This window comes from Gordonia sp. SID5947 (assembly GCF_009862785.1).
Lineage (GTDB): Bacteria > Actinomycetota > Actinomycetes > Mycobacteriales > Mycobacteriaceae > Gordonia.
Genome location: NZ_WWHU01000001.1, coordinates 839884 through 860592 on the forward strand (window position 1 = coordinate 839884; position 20709 = coordinate 860592).

Genomic DNA, 20709 nt, shown 5'->3' on the forward strand with positions numbered 1-20709 from the left:
GAGTCTGCCAAAGCAGACGCGGCAAGGCAACGGTCGCACAGGGTCAGGCGTGCAACGACGGCCGATAGACGAGCTCTTGGATGCCGCCGTCGAATGTCCGGCTGTCGATCAACTCGAGATCGAAGTCCAGGGAGCCGTGGAACAGCGGGTGGGCGCCGGTCTGTCCGGTGATCACCGGGAAGATCGTCAGCTGGATACGGTCGACGAGGCCGGCGGCCATCAGCGCGCGGTTCATCGAGACGCTACCGTGCGAGCGCAACGGGATCTGCGACTCGTTCTTGAGTTGGTCGACCACGTCGGTGGCGTCACCGGTTGCCAGCGTCGCCGACGGCCACTCGAGGGGCTCGTGCAGCGTGGTCGACACCACCGTCGTCGGCAATCGCCTCATCTGCGCGAGCCAGGCATCACCGGTCTCGTCTGCGTCCGGAGTCGAGCCGCGGAGGCGGTCGAAGTGCGTGAACAGCCGGTAGGTGTTGGCGCCGAAGACCATCCGATACTCGCCGGTGTAGAAGGCACGCCGGTGTTCGAGCCACTCGGTGCTGTACCTACCCCAGTATCCACCCCAGGTGCCGGGTCGCGGGGCGCCGAAGCCGTCGACGGTGGAAAAGATGTCGGCGGTGTACGTGGCGGTCATGATCATCTCCTCGGCGCAGGGGCGGGTATCTCGGACGGTAGACCGCCGGGAGCGGGAAAAGTCATCGCCCGGGACTCCACTGCTCAGATGGACGCGTGTTCGAGCGACGGATCGGAGCAGTCACGCGTGTAGTGCCGACGTCATCAGCGGTGAACGGGTCTCACGATCCGATGACCCGTGTTTCCGGCACCTCTTCGTCGGCGCGGAACGAGTGGATCCAGTCCAGATGCCGGTCGAAGGCGTCGGCATCGGCCAGCCGCGCATTCCGTTCCTGTGCTCGCTTTCCGTCGGGCAGGTGGAGCACCTCGCCGGTGGTGACAGCCGCGTCGGTGACCTTGCGCGTGCGGTAACGGCGCCGTTGCTCGTATTCGGTACGGGCGCGATCCCAATCCGTGGTTTCGGAGAGCAGGTCAGAGAGGACGATCGCATCCTCGATCGATTGATTCGCACCTTGACCGTGATGCGGAACGGTGGCATGCGCGGCGTCGCCGAGCAGCGTCACCCTCCCGTCCGACCAATGTGTGAGTGGTGGACGATAGACCAGAGCCCACTGCTCGCGGACCGGCACCGCCGAGATCATCTCGACCACGGCGGGTGCCCAGTGGGCGAATGGCTCGATGTGTCTGCCGTCTTGCGCGGGGACCACCCATTCCTTCTCCGCCCACGGCATGGACTCGCGTTTGACGAGGAAGAAGTTCTGGTCGCCGTTCCCGATCGGATAGTGCAATAGGTGTCCTCCCGGACCCATCCAGAACTGGATGGCTCCCGGATCGGGCAGGCTCGGCATGAGTTCGGGGGCGACGATGCCGCGCGCGGCGGTGCACCCGGAGTAGCGCGCATCGTCGTACCCGAGCAGGAGGCGACGTGTGAGCGACTTGGCGCCGTCCGCGCCGATGACAAGGTCGGCTTCGGCGTCGTCGCCGTCCTCGAAGGTGAGGCGCGCCGCAGTGCCCGTGTCATCGATACCGGTCAACCGTTTGCTCAGGTGGAGACTTGTGGTGTCGAGGGCTCCGAAGAGAACGGCCTGCAGATCGGCGCGATGGATGCCGGCGTACGGCGCCCCGTAGCGGCGTCGGTACTCGTCCCGCGACGACAGCCGGGCGATCTGCTCGCCGGTGAGCCCGTCACGGAAGATCAGTCCGTCGACCTCTGCCCACTTCTCCCCCAGTTGTTCGGCCATTCCGAAGCGGCCCTCGTAGAACCGGGTGGCATTGGCCGACAGGGCGACGGCCGCCCCGACCTCTCGCAGTACCGAGGTCTGTTCGTAGATCTGGACGTCCATGCCCTTGCGCTGCAGGTCTATCGCAAGGGTCAGGCCGCCGATACCCGCGCCGACGACGGCGATGCGCTTGGACATGAGATGGCTCCTTCTCTCTCGATCGACCTGAGCGTATTCGTGAGCCGCAGCTCAAAGCTCTGGACAGACGTGCAAATGTGGGATCGTTGATTCCGACAGAATGTTCAAGTCGTAGGGAGAGGCTGATGACGACGGCCGCCGGATTGGATGACGCACTCCAAGACCTTTCCGAGGCCGCCGGACTCCGTCTGACGGTGCTGGACTGGACCATGGCGGTGGTCAGCTACTCGATCCATGAGACCGATGACGACCGGCACCGGTTGTCGCTGCTGCTGGCCCATTCGGGCGGGTGGGATCCACCGGCGCTCACGTCGCAGGACCACATCATCGAAGAGTTGCCTCAGGTAGGGCGGTGTCTGCTGATCCCGTTGACCGATCATCGACGGCGCGTGGGATATCTGCTGACCGTGGTCGGTGGCGCAGCCGTTCCCCCTGCAGCACTCTCGACCTTGCTGCAGGGGCGGCCGGTCTCGGTGTCCTGCTCTCATTGCGGCTCCTGTATGAGGAGCACGATCGATCCCGGGCCCGTGAACTGCTGATCCGAGCGGTCGGCCCTGACGCAGTGCAGCGACGCGCCGCTGCGGAGGCCTTGATCGCCGAGCGGCACATCGGGGGACATCGCAATATGCCGCGGTCGCGATCGAGGGCGACCCGCGTCCCGGCCGTTCGCCGGACAGCTCTGCGCTTGCCGTGTGGACGACATTGGATTTCGTGGCGCGGTCGTCAACCGCTTCGGTGGTCGGCTCCACCCTCGACGACGGGACCGGAGTGCTGATCTTTCCGCGGCCTGTGGTCAGGGATCGACTTGCGCGCATCCTCGCCGATCTGGAGAGGGGCGAGGTGCGGGCCGGGATCGGGCCGGTGGTCCACCGTCTCGAAGATGTGCATCGATCGCTGACATTGGCACGCAGAGCGCTTCGGGCGACGTGGTTGGCACCGGCGGATCATGGGCGCGCGACGGACTGGGACGACACCGGTCTGGACGGGGTACTCGCCCTGCTGCCGATCGAGCAGATGGCCGTCGACGATCTTCCGCGATCAGTGAGAAGGCTTCTGGCAGCTGGACTTTCGCAGGAGATCGTCACGACGTTGCAGGCCTACCTGGACTGTGGTGGCGATGCTCAGCGCACGGCCCGCACGCTCAACATTCACCGGTCGACGCTGTACTACAGATTGGGGAGGATTCGTTCCGCGCTGGATGCCGATCTGGGCGACGGCCGGCTTCGGACCGAGCTGCACGTGGGGTTGCGGCTGCATGACATGCGAAAGGCCGGCTCCGCATCAACCATTGGCCCGGTGTCGATTCCACTCGATCCAGCCGACCCCTTCGGTTCCGGAGTCGGTGCGCAGGCGTCCCCAGGCGCGCGGGAAGAGCGAGACCGCACCATCGGGTGACGTCAGGCGCAACGGCCCGTGCCCCAATGGCTCGAACTCGATGCGCCTGTCCGGCGGATCGATGTGCAGGGATGTGTGTTCCGGGAGACCGTTGTCGGCGAAGGACTCGTCGGATCGGTGGACCTGTAGCTCGGTGATCGGCATGTCGGGCGATTGGATGTACCCGATGCTCATCGCGGGCATATCGGGAATCCGCAGGTCGAGCCCGTGCAGGTGCGAACCATCGCTGAAATGACCGGTGGTCCATACCCAGTCCATCGACCACCAGTCACGGACACCCCACGAATGGTCGCGCTGTCCGGCGGTGTCGATGGAGAGCTCGATCGGTTCGGCTCCCACGCCCTCGACACGCACTGTGCCGACCACGCGGCAGGGAATCTCGTACCGCGGGGTGACGCGGTACTGGTACCCCGTCCCGTCCGTGGTCCAGGTCAAATTCATGGAGACCGCCACGTCGGCGCCAGAAGGACTGCCCGACAACAGATCGGCTGGATCCTCGACAGCGATCCCTGTGCCGTCGAGACGAATCCTGGCCTCGTGCAGGGGATTGACGATCTCCTGGTCGGCGACGAAGCGCCTACTCTCGATGCGGGACCCGGGCGGCACCGGCAACTCGTAGTCGACGACTGCGATCGTGGGAATGCTCGGTCCGCAGATCATCGCGGTGTACCAGGCCGTTCCCGCGTTGGGAGTCAGGCCCAGCCGGATGTACCCGCCTATCCCCTGCTCGACGTCGGCGAAATCGAAGTACCAGCTCTCGTTCCACAGATCCTCCGGCCCCGGCTCGTGACGATCCTCGTCGTCGGCCCGGGGTTGCAGCGGCTCGGCCTCGACGGGCTCAGGGAGTACAGCGACGGCGTCCAGATCGAGAGCGAGTGTGCACGCGCGAGCGAACATCGTCATGAACATGGTGTCGCCGCGCTCGGTCTGCTGTACGAGCATCGACGACACGATGCTCATGAGGACACCGAAGAAGCTCTGTGACCGGACCGCCTCCCACAGTGACGCGATGTCACCGGGCCACGCCCCCTCCAACGCGTCGTGGTAGGCACGAACCAGCTGTTCCCCCTCCGCGCGGCGCACGTCGGTGGGCACGGAGAGCCCGAGGAAGTACGCGAGATCCATGGCCGCCGGACCCCAGGTGACGGTCTGCCAGTCGACCACCGTGACCGACCCGGACCGCTCATCGAAGAGCATGTTGTCCAACCGGAAATCGCCGTGGACCAATCCCTGGACGTCCAAGCCGGCCTGGTGGGCGACATACCCGTCGAAACCGGCGACGAATCTGTCGGCCAGGTCACGATGTGCCGGGTCGAGTTGCTCGCCGTATCGCTGCACGAACGCGTTGTAGAGGCCCTCGAACAGTCCTTGGTCTATCGGCGAGTCCCGCTGTAGCCAGTCCGCGGACTCGACGGCGGAATGCCCGAGACACGGACGATGGATCCGCGCGAGCGCGGTGACCGCGTTGATCGCGTCGGACAGTGTCGCACCCGCGATGTCATCTGCGCCCGACGAGTTCCCGGCATCGGCGAGGAGAAGGCAGAACCGGCCGTCGGGTTCGATACTCGCGTGGTAGCAGTGGGCGATCGACGGGTCGTCGACGAGCGGTGCGACATCCTGGTAGAACCGGACCTCGCGCTCGTAGAGGCCGAGTGACGCACCGGTCGAGCGGCTGCCCTCGTCGGACGACGCGACTTTGAGGATGACCGATCGCGGTCCGTCGCCGGAGCCGTACGTGAGGGTGACGCGATGGCTGTCACTCATCTGCCCGGTACCGATGCGATCGATCGAGAAGTGGGTGATGGGGCCGGCGCCGAGCTTTGCGCTCAGCCATTCGGCTGTCACATCGTCGGTGGCGCACACTTGGTGGTCTGTCTGACTCATAGCGGAAGGCTACGAGAAGATGCGGTGATCAGATGCCGGATCCGATGACATTGGTGGTGGCGCGATCTCGTACCTGGAATGGGTTGACAGCTGCGAGGTGGGCGCCGCTGCTGGGGTGGACATCGCGGAGCCATCGGACGAATCATCGTAGGCGTCCGAGCCGACACCCGCGACACGCTGGAACGCGGCCTGACAGCACTCATGAGGTGCGACCATATGCGTGCCGACCGATGGCGACCGTCCGTTGAACGCGACGAGTCGCCGAGCTGGGACTACACGAGGAGATGTATTGATGGGTGAGCAGAGAATTCTGGTCGATGTCGACGACGCGGGTGTCGCGACGGTGACGTTGAACCGCGGCGAGAAGCACAACGCCCTGGATCGCGCGATGTTCGACGCGATCCTGGACGTGACACGCACGCTCGCGGACGACCGGCGGGTCCGGGCGGTCGTCGTCCACGGCGCCGGCAAGAGTTTCTGCTCAGGACTGGACATCTCGTCCCTGGGACAAGGCGGCGGGGCCGCTTCCCTGGTGACCCGGAGGGATGACAACCCGGCCAATGATGCTCAGCGCGTATCGACGGACTGGGCCCGGGTGCCCGCACCGGTGATCGCGGCGATCACCGGGAACTGCTTCGGTGGCGGACTGCAGATCGCACTCGGCGCCGACATTCGTTACGTGACGCCGGATGCTCGTGTGTCGATCATGGAGGTCAAATGGGGGTTGGTGCCGGACATGGGGATCACCCAGACACTCCCCCGCCTCGTAGCTGCCGATGTCGCAAAGGAACTCACCTTCACCGGCCGGATCGTCTCCGGTACGGAGGCCCATGCGCTCGGGCTCATGACCCGGGTGTTCGACGACCCTCTGGCGGCGGCTCTTGACCTCGCGCACGAGATAGCCGGCAAGTCGCCGCATGCTGTGCGTGCGGCCAAGCGCCTGTACGAGGAGACGTGGACGGGCGTCGAGGCCGAAGCGGCGTTGATGCTCGAGAGTGAGCTGCAGGTCGGTCTGATGGGTTCGCCCAACCAGCTCGAAGCCGTATCCGCCGGAATGGAGCGGCGCGAGCCCGACTTCAGCGATCCGTCCTGACCTGACTGCGGCCATCGGGAACGTCGAACGCGATTGTCGCCGAACGTCTGACGAGGAGGACAACCATGGCAATCAAGCGGCTCGATCACACGAGCATCGTGGTCGACGATCTCGAGGCCGCGATCGCGTTCTTCGTGGCGCTCGGCATGGAACTGGAAGGTCGCGCGCCCATCGAGGGAGCCTGGGTGGACCGCGTCAACGCGCTCGACACCGTCCGAGTCGACATCGCGATGCTGCAGACTGCGGACCGGCTCGGACGGCTCGAGCTCACCGAGTTCCGTTCCCCGGCGGTCACCCGCGCCGAACCTGAGAACGCGCTCGGCAACACCCTAGGTCTCCGAAGCATCATGTTCACCGTCGACGACGTCGACGCGACCCTTTCCGCATTGAGGATGCATGGCGCCGAACTCATCGGTTCGGTCGAGCAGTATCAGGACGTCTACCGGCTCTGCTACGTACGTGGACCGGCCGGCATCATCGTCGCCCTGGCTGAGGAACTCACCTGATCTCTCCGTCAGCCGGCGGGCACCGGGTGGTCGAAGACGTGGACCCCGAGCGTGTACTACGCGTTCGCGGTGGTGATCGCACGTAGTATCGGCCGTGCGGCCGCCCCCTGCCGTGGGTGCCGGTCCGGGCAGGCGGCCGGTGATGTCGCGCGGGATCGAGGAGGTGGCGCCGGTGTCGTTGTCAGATCGCATCGACAACTTCCAGCGCCGCTACCCCAAGAGCGGTTTTCCGCTCGCCGTCGCGTACAAGTACTTCGATGATCAGGGCGGCTACCTCGCCGCACTCATCACCTACTACGGATTCATCTCGCTGTTCCCGTTGCTGCTGGTCTCCACCGCCGTGCTGGGCTTTGTCCTCGACGACAACCCAGATCTCCAGGAACGCATTGTCGATTCGGCTCTGTCCCAGATCCCTGTCGTCGGTGACCAATTGGGTGAACCGGGACAGCTCGGCGGTGGCGCAACCGCGGTGACGATCGGCGTCGTGAGTGCGGTGTACGGCGCCCTGGGCGTATCCGTGGCCATCCAGAACGCCATGAACATCGTGTGGGCGGTACCGCGCAACGAGCGTCCGAATCCCTTCCAGGTGCGGGTCAAGGGCGCAATGCTGCTGTCGACAGTTGGCCTGGGGATCATCGGGCTGACGGTCCTCAATGGGGCAGTCGCCGCCATCGACCTCGGGACCGACGGTGTGGTGCTGGCGCTGGTCGGGTCGTTGGTCCTCTACACGGCGGTTTTTGTGGTGGGCTTCCGGTTCGGCACCGCGCGGTCGGTGAGCATCCGCGACGTTCTCCCCGGCGCGTTGGCTGCCGCAGTCGGGTGGCAGATCCTGCAGACCTTCGGCAGTGTGTTCGTTCAGCGAGTCATCGCCAATGCCAGTGCCACCAACGGTGTTTTCGCGGTCGTCCTGGGCCTCCTCGCCTTTCTCTACCTCGCCTCGGTGATGGTGGTCGTGTGCCTCGAGTTCAATGCGGTGCGCATCGACGGGTTGTACCCGCGCTCGCTGCTCACGCCGTTCACCGACAACGTCACGCTCACACCGGGCGACGAAGCCGCGTACTCGGCGCAGGCACGTGCGCAGCGCTACAAGGGTTTCCAGGAGATCGACGTGACCTTCGACAACCCCGCAGCCGAGACTTCGTCCGACGATCGCGACCCTGAAGAATAGTGGCGCCGCGCGACATCGGATGGTTTCTGCCGACGACGTCTACGCTGAGTCGATGACAGCTCTTCGTCCCCTCGTCCTGGCCATCGCGTTGACCGCGGTGGCGCTCGGCTCTGGCGCGCCGGTCGTCGACGCGGCCCCCCGAACTGGTTGCGCGACAACCCTCTCGTCCGCGGATGTGGATCGTATTGTGCACGAGGCGGACATCGGACAGGACCGTGACAGACCGATCCTCGCTTCCCTGCGAAACCATGTTGCACGGCTGTGGGCGATCACCGACATTCTGGTGGCACACGGGGATGACCGTGGTCTCTTTCCGCTCGCCCTCGCGGTCACCGAGCGAGACGCGGTGATGCCATTACAGAATCGTCCGTCGTCGTTCCAGCATCCGGGCTGGGCCCCGGGGATCAGCCAGCACCTGCTCGACAGATTTCTCGACGCGATCCACGCGGAGTTCACGGCTGGCCGGGTACCGCCCCAATGGCAGCGGTACTTCTCGTTGGCGCGTGACTGTACTGCGTCCGGCGAGCGCATCACGACTGTCGGATTCAATGCCCACATCACCGTCGACCTCGCGTACGCGACATCTGACGCGCGCACCACGCAGGCCGAGGCTCGTGACTTCTTTCTCATCGTCGACACCATTGCCGCACACGGCAACTCGATCGTGCGTGCGACCAATCGCGCCTACGGCATCGACCTCGGACCAGCCTTCCGCTTCTACTTCGTCGGTGAAGGTCTTGATCGACTCGTCGGCGCGGGCCGCGCCACCGGACCCATGCTGCGCGCGGCGGATGTCGGATACAACGTCCTGACGTTCGGCAACGGCCTCGCACTACAGAATCCCGCCACACGCGCCGGCGCTGTCGCCGACGTCAATGCACTCTGGACCACGGGAGACACTGCCCTGGCCGCCTTCGAACAAGTCGGCCTTCCCTGAGCGCGGGTTCGCGAGAGCACGTGGGCGGTGCGCGTCGATCGGCCGATTGTCGCGCAGATGATCTCAGCGCTTCTTGGTCAGCAGGAACGAGATCACCCGATCGTCGAGCGCCGGCCCGTTGAGGGTCAGGCCTCCCGGCCCGGTGGGGTGACCTGCGCCGATGACGCGCGCATGGATCACTTCACGCCGACCGGTGCCATACGTACGGATGACGGTCGGGTACCGGTCGAAGCTCGACCTCGCGACCGTGACCGTGGCACGGACCGGTGCTCCGGGGATTCCGTTGGCGCCGAGTGCGGCGGTGGTCTCGAGATCGCCGAAGGCCGCCGGGATCACCTGGTCGCGGTCGCCGTCCACCACGAAGGTCGGCATCGGCGCGCCATGTCGCGCCGTCTTGAGGCTGACTCCGGACGGGTCGGCGAGATACGGGAGCCCGGCGATCACGGCGATACCGGCAAAGAGCTCGGGATAGAGCGCACCGACATTCTCGGTCATCGCTCCACCTGCAGAATGCCCGACCAGATAGACACGGGAGGGATCGACGTGCAAGTCACGGATCACTTGTCGGATGATGTCGGCGATGATCGAGCTCTCGCCGCGACCACGGACCACATTGGCAGGATCGGTGGCCCGCCAGGTCCCGGTCCGATCCACCGTGAGCGATTGCATCGGTGCCGCGACCGAGAACCCGCGGCGATCCGCTTCACGAAGCAGTGACGTCGTGCGACGCAGTTCTCGCGAATCGCCGTTCGCGACCTTGCTGGCACCGTGCAGCCATACGACCAACGGCCGGCCGTGCTGGGCGGGGCGGGGCGTGTACACCTGGTATGCCCTGCTTCCCGCGGCATTCGTCAACGTGTGCGTCACGATGATGCCTTGTGCGGCACCGTGATCCACCGGTGAGGCCGACGCGGGGGGAATCGCCGCGAGCGCCCCCGTGAGCAACGTCGCGGTCATCATCAGCAGTCCGAACCGATCACGCATCGACTTCTCCCTCGACGGCGGCGTCAGATCTCAATACTAAAAGGTATTAAAGATGCACGGGTCACCCCTGTCAAACACGTGGACGGGTGGGCACACTGGGTTCGTGGCTGAAGTACCGCGCACCCGGCGCCGGTCCCCTACCCGTCGGCGCGCTGAAACCCGTGAGCGCCTGCTCGATGCTGCGTTCGGGGTGTTTGTCACCAAAGGGTTCGGCCGTGCCCGGATCGACGACGTGTGCCGAGCCTCCGGCTACACCAAAGGTGCGTTCTACTCGAATTTCACGTCGCTCGAGGAACTGTTCTTCGCGCTCTACGACAGACAGTCAGCGTACGGTGCGGACTTCACCGAGCGGGTGGTCAGCGAGAGCGCCGGCTCTGATGCGCGCGTGATGGTCGCGCACTGGGCCGCGCACGTGCTGATCGATCGCGATTGGTTGCTCATCAACACCGACTTCGTGTCCTACGCCGCCCGTTTCCCTGAGGTTGCCGCCGATCTAGCGGCACATCGCAGGGCCCTCCGCCGAAACGTGACCGACCTGATCGCCACATTCATTGCGGAAAAGCACGTCCGTTTGCCCGAAACCCTCTCGACGCCATACGATCTCGCGCGTGCGATAGTAACTGTTTACGACGGCGTCATCTATCAGCTACTGCTCGACATGGATGAGGCCACGGTACGAACGCATTTCGTCGACATCGTCAGCGCATTGCTACCCGGCGACCCTGCGGACGTCGACGGCGCCTGACCCGTGGTGGTCTCCTCATCGCGCTTCGCGCGGGCACAACCTCCGGTTACCGTAGGACGGTCTGCTTTGCTCGGTCGAGGAGGTCTGACATGTGTCAATACTGCGGGTGTCGCGACATGCCGTTGCTACGTGACTACACCGCCGAACACGAGCGGGCGGTCAACCTGGGGGCGACGCGGTTCGTGCATTGGACACCTCCGATCTCGTCCGGGCCCGCGACCTCGCCGACCGAATGGCTGCCGAGCTCCGATCGCATTGGCGCGGCGAGGAGGACGGCCTGTTCGCCGAACTACTGGCGAGCGATGACATCATCGGTGACTACATCGAGCCGCTGGTGCTCGAACACCGCGATCTCGATGCCTTCTTGCGGACGATGGATCTGACCGCGCCGGCAGATCAGGAGCGGTTCCGCAATGCGGTCTTCGAACTCCACGAACACATCGCAAAGGAGGAAGACGCCCTCTTTCCTGCCTCGGTCACGACATTGGACGGCGACCAGTGGGACGCCGCGATCGCGGCCTGGCAGCGCGCCCACCCGGGCGCCGACCTGCTCGGCCCCTGAGCAGACGCACGGAGTTGTCGGTGCTCGGAGCTTGGTGCCTGGCTCCGTCCCGACGCCGGTGCCGCGCAGATGGTGCTGTGGCATGCTGGGATCGTGACTGCAGCAGGCGACTTCGACGGTGTGCGCCAGGGCTCGTTCCAGGGGCTCGACGCACTGATCATCGAGACGCCGCGAGCCACCGCCGCGCTCTCGATGTTCGGCGGTCAGCTGTTGTCGTTCATCCCTGCGGGATCAGCGCATGATGTGTTGTGGGTGTCGCCTGCCGCGGCCCCGCCGCCCACCCCGATACGTGGTGGGGTTCCGCTGTGCTGGCCATATTTTGCGCGCGAAGGCCAGCCGGCCGGCGTGCCGTCGCACGGCTACGCGCGTACCGCGCGCTGGAGGCTCGTCGCCGGTCGATCGACGGAATCCGGTGACACAGAACTCGAGCTGGCACCAGAAGGTCTCGAACATCTCCCACTGACCGCCGGCATGACCGTTCGCGTTGGCAACACGCTCGAGCTGGGTCTGCGCACCCATAATCCGGGTGGCGCGACAGTCACGATGACCGAGGCGTTCCACAACTATTTTCGTGTGGCCGATGTGGGTGCGGTTCGCGTCGAGGGCCTCGGCGGGTTGTCCTACCTCGACAAGTTCGACGACCTCAGATCCCATGAACAGCAAGGTGATTGGACGCTGCCGAAGGATACCGCGCGCAGCGATCGCGTCTATCCGGGCGCGGGCGGACGATATCGACTCGTCGATCCAGGACTCCGTCGAACCATCGAGGTGTCTGTTCGTGGCGGGCATTCGGCCGTGGTGTGGAATCCCGGTGCCGATGTCGCGTCCGGCATGCCCGACATCGGGGCACATTGGCGCGAGTTCCTGTGCGTGGAGGCCGCGAATGCCGGGCCCGACATCGTCGAGATCCCCGCCGGCGCGGACCACACACTGTGGCAGACGATCTCCGTGTCGACGCTCGCGTGACGGATCACCGGATATGTCCTGATTGTCGCATTCGTCGTCTGTGAACCCGCTGCCGCGCAACGTCATCGAGCCGATAGACTTTCGACGCTCGCATGAGACGGAAGGCTGCCATGTTCCCGAAGTACGGTGTTCCCGACAGCGCCAACACGGCATGGATGCTCACGGCGTTCGCCCTCGTCCTGTTGATGACGCCTGCCCTCGCGTTGTTCTACGGCGGCATGGTCCGGTCCAAGAGCGTCTTGAACATGATGATGATGTGTCTGTCGGCCATCCCCATCGTCTGGATCATCTGGGTCGTGGTGGGCTACTCGTTGGCTTTCGGCGACGACCACGGTGGGCTGATCGGTAGTTTCGGCTCCTTTCCCGGGCTGCATCACACCTACGGTCACGACTCCGCGCATCCCGACGGTATGCCGCTCGTCGGGACGATCCCGGCCATCCTCTTCGTCGCCTTCCAGGCCGGTTTCGCGATGGTCACCGTTGCGCTGATCGCGGGTGCCGTGGCCGATCGCATGCGGTTCCTCTCCTGGGTGGTGTTCGCCGCGATCTGGTCGGTGCTCGTCTACATCCCGATCGCCCACTGGGTGTTCAGCTCGCCCGGCCTGACCGAGGCGCACGGCGGCTGGATCGTGTCCCATCTGCGCGCGATCGATTTTGCCGGTGGTACTGCGGTCGAGATCAACTCGGGCGCTTCTGCGCTCGTTCTCGCGCTGCTGCTGGGCCGCCGTCGTGGCTGGCCCAAGGATCCGATGCGGCCACACAATCTGCCGTTCGTGATGCTCGGGCCGGACTGCTGTGGTTCGGGTGGTTCGGGTTCAACGCCGGCTCGGTTCTGGAGGCCAACGGTTCGGCCGCGATCATCGCGGTCAACACGCTGGGTGCGGGTGCCGCGTCGATGGTCGCTTGGCTCGTTGTCGAACAGTTCCGACATGGTCGTCCGACATCGTTCGGTGCGGCATCGGGTGTGATCGCCGGCCTCGTCGCGATCACACCGTCGTGTTCGGCGGTGACCCCGGTGGGAGCGCTCGCGGTCGGAGCGGTGGCCGGCGCCGTCAGTTCCTATGCGATCGAGCTGAAGTTCCGCTGGCGGTATGACGACTCGCTCGACGTGGTCGGCGTGCACTTCGTCAGTGGTGTCGTCGGCATGCTGATGATCGGCCTCGTCGCCTCTGGTTCAGCGCCCGCCGGCGTCGACGGACTCTTCTATGGGGGCGGCGTCGATCAGCTGTGGCGACAGTTCGTCGCCGTGATGGCGGTGCTCGCATATGCGACGGCGGTGACCGGCGTCATCGGGCTGGCGCTCAAATACACGATCGGGTTGCGTGCGGATCGTCAGCACGAGGTCGACGGTATCGACGACGGTCAGCACGCCGAGTCTGCCTACGATTTCCATCCGACGGGTGGCTGAAGCACGAAACGCGGAACTCTGCCGAATCCCACGTTTGCTGACATGAACTTCGTTAGCCTGCCTACGGGTGGCGCCACGCGCCGACCCATGGGAAGCGCTATTGAGAAACCGAAGGGGAGATCATGAAGCAGACCATTCGACGGGTGGTCGGGGTCGTCGCCGCCGCGTCCATCGCGACTCTCGGAGTCGCAGGTTGTAGTGACGACGACAGCAGTAGCTCGTCAGCGTCGTCGGCGGCGGCCGGGATGTCATCGGCGGTGATGGGTTCCGAGGACGCGTCCGGCTCCGCAGAGGCCTCGGGTGAGAACGGTTCGGTCGAACTGACCGCGAGCGATGGCACCAAGGTGATGTTGTCCGGCTCGATCGCGGCCAAGTATCAGGCAGCCACCGAGAAGCAGAAGACCGACCTCGGCGCGCCGATGACCGGGGACGAAGCGTCCGGGACCGGTGAGAACGGTGTGGTGTTCCAGCAGTTCGACGGTGGGGTCATCACCGCCAAGAATGCCGACGCGGGTACGCCGGCCTACATCACATGGGGCAAGATCCGCGACGCGTGGAACGTTCCGCGCGATGAGTCGGGTAAGCCTGCCCCAGACGGCAAGGGCGGGTCGCAGGGTCCTCTCGGCACTGCCACGAGTGACGAGACCGATGAGAACGGCGTCAAGACGTCCACGTTCGAGCACGGCAAGATCACCTGGGATTCCGCGTCCGACATGGTCGAGGTCACCGTGAACGGGACGGTGGTACCCACCCAGTGAGCGACTGATCTCACTTCTGGCGCCCCATTCGCATCCTCTGCGGGTGGGGCGCCGATGTGTCCGGGCCATCCGCCGACGCCGGACCACCCGTGGTTGCCACTGGTCGAGGAACCCAGACGGGCGTAGCGTATTGCCGGTGAGCTTCGACGTCACCGCCGGGGCGTACGACCGGTTCATGGGCGCTACTCGCGACCGCTGGCCGATTCGTTCACCGCGTGGTTGCCACTCGCACCCGGACAACGGGCGCTCGATGTCGGCTGCGGGCCCGGCCAGTGGACAGAACTGTTGGCGCAGCGTCTCGGCGCAGGCGCGGTGAGCGCGGTAGATCCGTCGCCCTCGTTCGTCGCAGCATGCCGCCAAGCCGTTCCCGGCGCCGATGTGCAGCAGGCGACGGCCGACGCTCTGCCCTTCCCTGATGACGCTTTCGACCTGACCGGCGCCAGTCTCGTGGTGCATTTCATGCCGGACCCGCGCGCAGGTCTGATCGAGATGGCCAGGGTGACCCGGCCGGGAGGCGAGGTCGCCGTGACCGGTTGGGATCTGGCCGGTGCGCGGGCGCCCATGGCGACACTGTGGTCGGCATTTGCCGAGCTCGATCTACCACTGGCCGACGAAACCCGTTCACCCGGTGGCTCTTCCGCCGATCTCGAACGCATTCTGACAGGCGCCGGACTCGAGGATGTGGACACGACCGAATTCCCCGTGGTCGTGGGTTATCGCGACTTCGACGAATGGTGGGAGCCCTATCAGCATGGCGTGGGGCCCATCGGTGAGTCGATCGCTGCACTCGATTCCGACGAGCGCGAGCGCCTTCGGAAGAGGTGTGCAGATCGGTTCGGTTCGGGGTCCTTCGAGATCGACGCCGTGGGCTTCGGTGCTCGCGGGCGCGTCGGTGCGTAGTCCGTCGACGACGTTGTTCTCCACCGTGACGGCATGCCGGACTCTGTCCTGACGTGACCGTGGGATCGTGGATGTATGGCAGACACGGTCGACGTCAGCAGTATCGGTGGGCGAGAGCAGCGCTCGACTCAGGGCCGCAAGGCGCGCGCGACAAAGGAATTGCTGCTCGACACCGCCGAGCGGCTCTTTGCGGAAAATGGCATCTACGCGGTGTCGAACCGGCAGATCGCCGATGCCGCAGGGCAGGGCAACCCCGCCGTGGTCGGGTACTACTACGACAGCAGGCTCGATCTGGTGCGCGCGTTGGTCGAGCGGTTCAACCTGCGAATCGAGCCCGCCCGCGAGGCCATGCTCGACAAGATGAATCACGACACCCGGCTCCGTCAGTGGATCGAATGCCAGGTATTCGTGATCACGCAACGATTCGCCGAGCTCGGGACGTCTTCCTGTTTCGCCAGGTTCTGCGCCCACCTCATCTCTGCTCCGGAGCTGCGTAGCATCCTGCTCCACGAATCTCTGGTCGCCTCGCCGTCCAGCCTGCTCACCTACCAAGGGCTGGTGGAATCGCTCCCATACCTGCCGGTGGAGTTGCGCACCGAACGCGCGGAATGCGCCTTCTTCGTCACCGTCGGGATGTGTGCGAACTTCGAGCGGGCACTCGCGTCCGGTGCGCCGGGGACCCGTGCCGATTGGGACGACTTTGCCGTCGGCCTGGTGGACGTCCTCGTCGGAATCTGGACCGCGCCGGTCACGCCCGGCTGACCGGTTCCGGGTTCCCTGCGGACAGGTCGAACCCGTGATAGCCGGCGATCGTCACCCCGTCGAGGATCTGTTTGTAGGTTCCGACGCCCCCGGCGAACGGCAACGGGGCGCGCGGTTTGCCGGGAACATTGACACCCATGTACCACGACGGAGCCTCCGACAGCAGTGTGAGATCGGCACAGTCATTGGTGGTGTTGACCCAATTGTCTTCCGCGGCCACGTCCGGCTCGATTCTTGTCAAATCGCGATCACGCATGTGTTCGAGGGTCGCGCTGATCCATTCGACGTGACACTCGATCGACGTGATCATGTTCGAGAGCACCGACGGACTCTGCGGACCGGTCACGGTGAACAGATTCGGGAAACCGGCCGACATCAGCCCGAGGTAGGTTCGTGGACCGTCGGACCATTTGTCACGCAATGTGCGGCCGCCGCTGCGGATGTCGATCGCCTCGAGTGCCCCGGTCATCGCGTCGAAACCGGTTGCCATGATGATCACGTCGAACTCGTGGACGGTGTCGCCTGCCTCGACGCCAGTGGCGGTGATACGCCGAATCGGCTGCTGTTTCACGTCGATCAGGGAGACGTTGGGCCGGTTGTAGACCTCGTAGTACCCCGTATCGACACACATCCGCTTCGCGGCTATCGGGTACGACCTCGGGGTCAGTCGTTCTGCGACGGCCGGATCCGTGACCTTTTGTCTGATCCGTTCGCGCACGTACTCTGCGGCACGCGCGTTGGCCTCTCGGTTCTGGAGCAGGTCCCGGAAAGATTGCTGGAAGCACAATCCACCGTCGGCGTAGCGTATGTCCAACTCGGACAGGGCATGTTCGTCGTCGAGGTCGTCGAAGAACGGTGGGAGTTCCGGCCCGCATGGGATGCCCCCGACCGACAGTCGGCTCTCTTCCCGGAACTCGGCGTAGTGCGGCTTGAGCGCCGCCAATTCGTCCGCGATGAGTCGGTTCTGCGCAGGGACCGCGTATGTCGGGGTGCGTTGGAACACCGTGAGGCTTCCCACCGTCGGAGCGATCGTGGTGATCGTCTGCACCCCAGACGATCCCGTCCCGATGACCGCGACGCGCTTGCCGGACAGGTCGACACCGCCCTGCGGCCAGTCCCACGTCCAGTAGGTCTCGCCGGCGAACTCGTTCACGCCGTCGATGGTCGGGAGCAGCGGCTTGGACAGGCACCCGGTCGCGGCGACCACGAACCGAGCCGTCGTGCGGGTGCCGGTGTCGGTGGTCACCGTCCACATCGACTCTGTGTCGTCGAACTCCAACGAATCCACCCGCGTATCAAAGGTCATGTCCTTGCGTAGGTCGTGCTTATCGGCCACGTGATCGAGGTAGGCGAGGAGTTCCGGTTGCGCGGCATAGCGTTCTGTCCACTCCCACTCTTCTTGGAGCGCCGCATCGAACGAGTACGAGTAACCGATCGATTCGATGTCGCATCGCGCGCCCGGATATCGATTCCAGTACCAGGTTCCGCCGACCTGCGGCCCCGCCTCGATGAGGTGGACATCGAACCCGAGCTCACGCAGTGCGTAGAGCTGGTAGATGCCGGAGAAGCCGGCGCCGATGATGATGACGTCTCGATCAGGCCTCACTGCTCGCCCCTCCTCGTGCGGTGGACAGGTCATGGACTGCACGTGCATGGTCTTCGATGAATGAACTGATGTGGTCGGCGACGAGTTCGATCCCGGCCTGATAGCCCGGCAGGATGCCGGCCATCTGGAAGTAGATGTGCATCTGTTCGCGGGCTTCGGCCAGCGTCACCGGCACGCCCGACGCCTCGAGTGCCTTGGCATAGGCGACGCCCTCGTCGTGCAAAGGGTCGTACTCGCAGACGTACACCAATGCCGGTGGTAGGCCACCCAGGTCCGGGGCGCGCAGCGGAGATGCGTCCGGATCGGTGCGGGCGTTCACATCAGGGAGATAGTGATCCCAGAACCAGATCATGGTGTCCCGATTGAGCATCAGTTGGTTTTCGGGTGCCATGTAGGACGGGGTGTCGAAATCGCAGTCGGTGACCGGGTACACGAGCGCCTGAAAGCCGATCTCCGGCCCCTGCCGGTCGCGTGCGCGCAACGTCATCACGGCCGCGATGTTGCCGCCGGCGCTGTCCCCGGCGACGATCAGTGGTGCACCGGGCTTCGCGAACTCCGAGGCATGCTCGGCTGCCCAGCAGAGTCCGATGTAGCTGTCTTCGATCGCGGTGGGGAATCGATGTTCGGGCGCCTTGCGGTAATTGACGAGTACGACCGTCGATTGCGTCCGATTGGCGAGATCGCGACCGACGTGGTCGTACTGCAGGTCGATGTCACCGAGAACCCATCCCCCACCGTGGAAGTAGACGATGACCGACTCCGCGTGACCTTCGGGGATCAGGACGCGAACACGGAACGCACCCCCATCGACACCGTTGAGCTTCACGTTCCGGACGTCGGCGACGTCAGGACCACGACCACTCATCCCGGCGAAGATCGGACCCGACATCCGCGCGATCGCCGGGGTCTGTTCACTGATCGGCGGCTGGCGCTCCTCCGCGAGTTGTTGCAACAAGCCCTGCGAAACGGGTTCGAGTGGCATCCGGCCTCCCCTGGTGTCGACGGCCCAACGCATCGGATGGGCTCAGCACGTGATCATCGTCACTCAAAGAGAGTATGTGCGCTTCGTCTGCTGGGCGGGCAAACGCAGTCAAACGCCGTGGCGTGGGCCCGGAGGACCAGGGGCAGTCTGCTTGTGGCCGCGGGCCGCCAATGCTATGAATGATACAAGGATACAAGCATCGTTACATTGAATCACGGCGGCGACATCGGCTTCACGCCCGCGGTCTCGAATGCGATCAGGCCGAGAACGTTGCGACAGACGTGGTCCGGCAACGGGTATGAGGCACGACGCGTTCGCGCCGACCTCGGAGAGGACGTATGAGGATGGGCGCTTTGCAGCCGTGGCACATCGTGATCGTGGCGGTGATCTTTGTCCTTCTGTTCGGGGCGCAGAAGCTCCCCGACGCCGCCCGTGGAATGGGTAGATCGCTGAGAATATTCAAGAGCGAGGTCGGCGAGCTACACGACCACGACGTCCACGACGTCGCCGGCAAAGCTCTTCCCCTCGAGCGCACTGCCCGACAGAGCACGACAACCCACGATGCACAGGGTCAGAGCGCGACGGCAGCTCGGCCCGATCGCACCGCGACGCCCGACGAATCCGAGTGACCGTGGACCGGCAACTACTCGAAGACAGCCTGGCGCTCGTCGACGTGCCCGACGACGGATTGACCGTCCGGTTCTACGACATCCTGTTCGATCGTTATCCGAGCGTGCGACCGATGTTCCAGCGCGACATCAAGGTCCAGGCATCGATGCTACGAACTGCCATCGTCTCCGTGGTCGACAACCTCGACGACGCCACCTGGCTCACCGCCAATCTCGGGGCACTGGGCCGTCGGCATGCCGAGATGGGGGTCACCGCACCGATGTACGACGCGGTCGGCGAATGCATGATCGCGGCGATGGCCGACATCGGCGGCTCGGCGTGGAAGCCGGAGATGAGCGTCGCTTGGCAGCACGCGCTGGCCGCAGTCTCCGAGCTCATGCTCACTGCATACCCGCCCGTGTCTGACTGACACGATCCTGGCCCGGTGACCGCATCGGTCGTGGCGCCACCTGCGATCGCGCACAGCGGTTCTCAGGTGTCGACCTCTTCGAGATAGACGAGCGAGTTGCCGTCGCGGTCGGCGAACGCGAACATCGGCGGCACGCCCTCCCACCTGAGTGGTTCCTCGTTGTACACGGTGACTCCCGCTGAGGTGATGCGGGCGTGCGCCTCGTCCGCATCACTGGTACCGAGGCGGACCGCCACCGGGACCTCACCGTCGGGAGGGAGAAGGAGGAGTGACACGCTCGATCCGGGTGGGCGGACCTCCACGAGTCTTGCCCCCGGCCAGAGTTCGGCGTCGTTGATCAACTCGCACCCCATGGTCTGGGTGTAGAACTCGATCGCCGAATCTTGGTCCCGCACCGGGATGGAAACGCTGATCACCCGAGTCGTCGAGGTCATGGTGGGCTCCTGATCGTTGTCGGCTGGTATTGAATAGACCGATCGGCAGCGCGGAACTCATCGGATCGCGACGATCACGTTCCGTTGACCACCCATGTGGACCTATCCGGCGATGAATGCGTCGATCTGATTGATCGCTCCGGAAGCTCCTTCGACAACGCCCATGTCGAGTACCTTCTGCAGGGCTTCGGCGGTGTCGTAGGTACTCACATACGTCGCGACGGTACGGCCGTCTGCTCCGGCGAACGAGTACACGTTCGACGACACGGGCATTGATTCGATCGGAGTGAAGTCTTCCTCGGCGAAACCGTCGTCGAAGGTGAAACCATTCGGTTCGTCGATGGTTTTGATCTGCCAGTAGCCCGCGAACTTCTCGCCTTCAGGGCTGGTCATGTAATAGGTCACGCGACCGCCGGGAGTGAAGTCATGTTCGACGACAGTCGCGGGATACGTCGGTGGGCCCCAGATCTTTTCGAGCTGGCGCGGGTCGGCGTACAACTGCCAGATGCGCGAGGCAGGCGCCGCGAACTCGGCGGTGATGGTGAGCGTGCGGGAGTCGATGTCGTGGGTGACGTCGGTGACAGGCATG

General features: G+C 64.9%; 21 protein-coding genes and 3 pseudogenes. 16 read left to right on the top strand and 8 right to left on the bottom strand.

The genetic code is table 11. The features are described 5' to 3' along the window. Positions 1 to 43: 43 nt before the first annotated feature. Positions 44 to 634: a dihydrofolate reductase family protein gene (locus GTV32_RS03915; RefSeq protein WP_161059024.1), complete on the bottom strand. Its 591-nt coding sequence runs from the start codon at positions 632 to 634 to the stop codon at positions 44 to 46. Between the two features lie 160 nt (positions 635 to 794). Beyond that, the gene (locus GTV32_RS03920; RefSeq protein WP_161059025.1) at positions 795 to 1991 is read right to left on the bottom strand and encodes an FAD-dependent monooxygenase; all 1197 of its coding nucleotides are present in this window, start codon (positions 1989 to 1991) and stop codon (positions 795 to 797) included. Between the two features lie 125 nt (positions 1992 to 2116). Here GTV32_RS03920 and GTV32_RS03925 point away from each other — a divergent pair, with 125 nt between their 5' ends. From GTV32_RS03925 to GTV32_RS23315, 3 genes and pseudogenes are all read left to right on the top strand, one after another. Next, entirely contained in the window at positions 2117 to 2530 is a 414-nt protein-coding gene (locus GTV32_RS03925; RefSeq protein ID WP_161059026.1) for a hypothetical protein, read from the top strand. Between the two features lie 88 nt (positions 2531 to 2618). Further along, positions 2619 to 2903 (top strand): annotated as a pseudogene (locus GTV32_RS23310) (PucR family transcriptional regulator); the annotation flags it as partial. Positions 2904 to 3005: 102 nt separating this feature from the next. Next, positions 3006 to 3386, top strand: a complete 381-nt coding sequence (locus tag GTV32_RS23315) for a helix-turn-helix domain-containing protein (protein WP_237421681.1) — start codon at positions 3006 to 3008, stop codon at positions 3384 to 3386. Here GTV32_RS23315 and GTV32_RS03935 read toward each other — a convergent pair. Beyond that, on the bottom strand, positions 3273 to 5270 hold the full coding sequence (locus GTV32_RS03935) for a phosphotransferase (RefSeq protein WP_161059028.1): 1998 nt from the start codon (positions 5268 to 5270) through the stop codon (positions 3273 to 3275). The genes GTV32_RS23315 and GTV32_RS03935 overlap by 114 nt on opposite strands. Before the next feature lie 292 nt (positions 5271 to 5562). Between GTV32_RS03935 and GTV32_RS03940 the strand changes: the two genes are divergently transcribed. The 4 genes from GTV32_RS03940 to GTV32_RS03955 all read left to right on the top strand — a co-directional run bounded on the left by GTV32_RS03940 (position 5563) and on the right by GTV32_RS03955 (position 8974). Beyond that, positions 5563 to 6363 carry a crotonase/enoyl-CoA hydratase family protein gene (locus GTV32_RS03940; protein WP_161059029.1) on the top strand — a complete coding sequence of 267 codons (801 nt, stop codon included), beginning with the start codon at positions 5563 to 5565 and terminating at the stop codon, positions 6361 to 6363. A gap of 65 nt (positions 6364 to 6428) precedes the next feature. Then, positions 6429 to 6869 (top strand): VOC family protein, encoded by a 441-nt coding sequence (locus GTV32_RS03945; protein WP_161059030.1) that lies wholly within the window; start codon positions 6429 to 6431, stop codon positions 6867 to 6869. A gap of 172 nt (positions 6870 to 7041) precedes the next feature. Then, the gene (locus tag GTV32_RS03950) at positions 7042 to 8037 is read left to right on the top strand and encodes a YihY/virulence factor BrkB family protein (protein ID WP_161059031.1); all 996 of its coding nucleotides are present in this window, start codon (positions 7042 to 7044) and stop codon (positions 8035 to 8037) included. A 52-nt stretch (positions 8038 to 8089) separates the two neighbouring features. Then, positions 8090 to 8974 carry a DUF5995 family protein gene (locus GTV32_RS03955; protein WP_161059032.1) on the top strand — a complete coding sequence of 295 codons (885 nt, stop codon included), beginning with the start codon at positions 8090 to 8092 and terminating at the stop codon, positions 8972 to 8974. Positions 8975 to 9037: 63 nt separating this feature from the next. On the opposite strand, the gene GTV32_RS03960 is transcribed toward GTV32_RS03955, so the two are convergent. Further along, the gene (locus GTV32_RS03960; RefSeq protein ID WP_161059033.1) at positions 9038 to 9958 is read right to left on the bottom strand and encodes an alpha/beta fold hydrolase; all 921 of its coding nucleotides are present in this window, start codon (positions 9956 to 9958) and stop codon (positions 9038 to 9040) included. 103 nt (positions 9959 to 10061) lie between these two features. On the opposite strand from GTV32_RS03960, the gene GTV32_RS03965 reads away from it, so the two are divergent. The 7 genes and pseudogenes from GTV32_RS03965 (at position 10062) to GTV32_RS03995 (ending at position 16059) form a co-directional block, all read left to right on the top strand. Then, entirely contained in the window at positions 10062 to 10703 is a 642-nt protein-coding gene (locus tag GTV32_RS03965; protein ID WP_343287202.1) for a TetR/AcrR family transcriptional regulator, read from the top strand. A gap of 89 nt (positions 10704 to 10792) precedes the next feature. After that, a pseudogene (locus GTV32_RS03970) lies at positions 10793 to 11265 on the top strand (hemerythrin domain-containing protein). Positions 11266 to 11358: 93 nt separating this feature from the next. Continuing rightward, positions 11359 to 12231 carry a D-hexose-6-phosphate mutarotase gene (locus GTV32_RS03975; RefSeq protein WP_343287203.1) on the top strand — a complete coding sequence of 291 codons (873 nt, stop codon included), beginning with the start codon at positions 11359 to 11361 and terminating at the stop codon, positions 12229 to 12231. Between the two features lie 110 nt (positions 12232 to 12341). Then, positions 12342 to 13639 (top strand): annotated as a pseudogene (locus tag GTV32_RS03980) (ammonium transporter). A 122-nt stretch (positions 13640 to 13761) separates the two neighbouring features. Continuing rightward, on the top strand, positions 13762 to 14397 hold the full coding sequence (locus GTV32_RS03985; protein ID WP_161059036.1) for a hypothetical protein: 636 nt from the start codon (positions 13762 to 13764) through the stop codon (positions 14395 to 14397). Between the two features lie 195 nt (positions 14398 to 14592). Further along, positions 14593 to 15297, top strand: coding sequence for a methyltransferase domain-containing protein (locus tag GTV32_RS03990; protein ID WP_343287430.1), 705 nt, complete (start codon positions 14593 to 14595; stop codon positions 15295 to 15297). 75 nt (positions 15298 to 15372) lie between these two features. After that, positions 15373 to 16059 carry a TetR/AcrR family transcriptional regulator gene (locus GTV32_RS03995; RefSeq protein ID WP_161059037.1) on the top strand — a complete coding sequence of 229 codons (687 nt, stop codon included), beginning with the start codon at positions 15373 to 15375 and terminating at the stop codon, positions 16057 to 16059. On the opposite strand, the gene GTV32_RS04000 is transcribed toward GTV32_RS03995, so the two are convergent. Then, positions 16046 to 17665, bottom strand: coding sequence for an NAD(P)/FAD-dependent oxidoreductase (locus GTV32_RS04000; protein ID WP_343287204.1), 1620 nt, complete (start codon positions 17663 to 17665; stop codon positions 16046 to 16048). The genes GTV32_RS03995 and GTV32_RS04000 overlap by 14 nt on opposite strands. Next, the gene (locus tag GTV32_RS04005) at positions 17655 to 18647 is read right to left on the bottom strand and encodes an alpha/beta hydrolase (RefSeq protein WP_161059039.1); all 993 of its coding nucleotides are present in this window, start codon (positions 18645 to 18647) and stop codon (positions 17655 to 17657) included. The genes GTV32_RS04000 and GTV32_RS04005 overlap by 11 nt, the downstream gene beginning before the upstream one ends. Positions 18648 to 18991: 344 nt before the next feature. On the opposite strand from GTV32_RS04005, the gene tatA reads away from it, so the two are divergent. Together tatA and GTV32_RS04015 are read left to right on the top strand one after the other, a co-directional pair. Beyond that, positions 18992 to 19276 (top strand): Sec-independent protein translocase subunit TatA, encoded by a 285-nt coding sequence (gene tatA / locus GTV32_RS04010; RefSeq protein WP_161059040.1) that lies wholly within the window; start codon positions 18992 to 18994, stop codon positions 19274 to 19276. Between the two features lie 2 nt (positions 19277 to 19278). Further along, complete coding sequence (locus GTV32_RS04015; RefSeq protein ID WP_161062322.1) at positions 19279 to 19686, top strand: globin domain-containing protein; 408 nt, start codon at positions 19279 to 19281, stop codon at positions 19684 to 19686. Positions 19687 to 19748: 62 nt separating this feature from the next. On the opposite strand, the gene GTV32_RS04020 is transcribed toward GTV32_RS04015, so the two are convergent. Next, positions 19749 to 20120: a VOC family protein gene (locus GTV32_RS04020; RefSeq protein ID WP_161059041.1), complete on the bottom strand. Its 372-nt coding sequence runs from the start codon at positions 20118 to 20120 to the stop codon at positions 19749 to 19751. Between the two features lie 102 nt (positions 20121 to 20222). Next, the gene (locus tag GTV32_RS04025) at positions 20223 to 20708 is read right to left on the bottom strand and encodes an SRPBCC domain-containing protein (RefSeq protein WP_161059042.1); all 486 of its coding nucleotides are present in this window, start codon (positions 20706 to 20708) and stop codon (positions 20223 to 20225) included. Between the last annotated feature and the right edge of the window lies 1 nt (position 20709).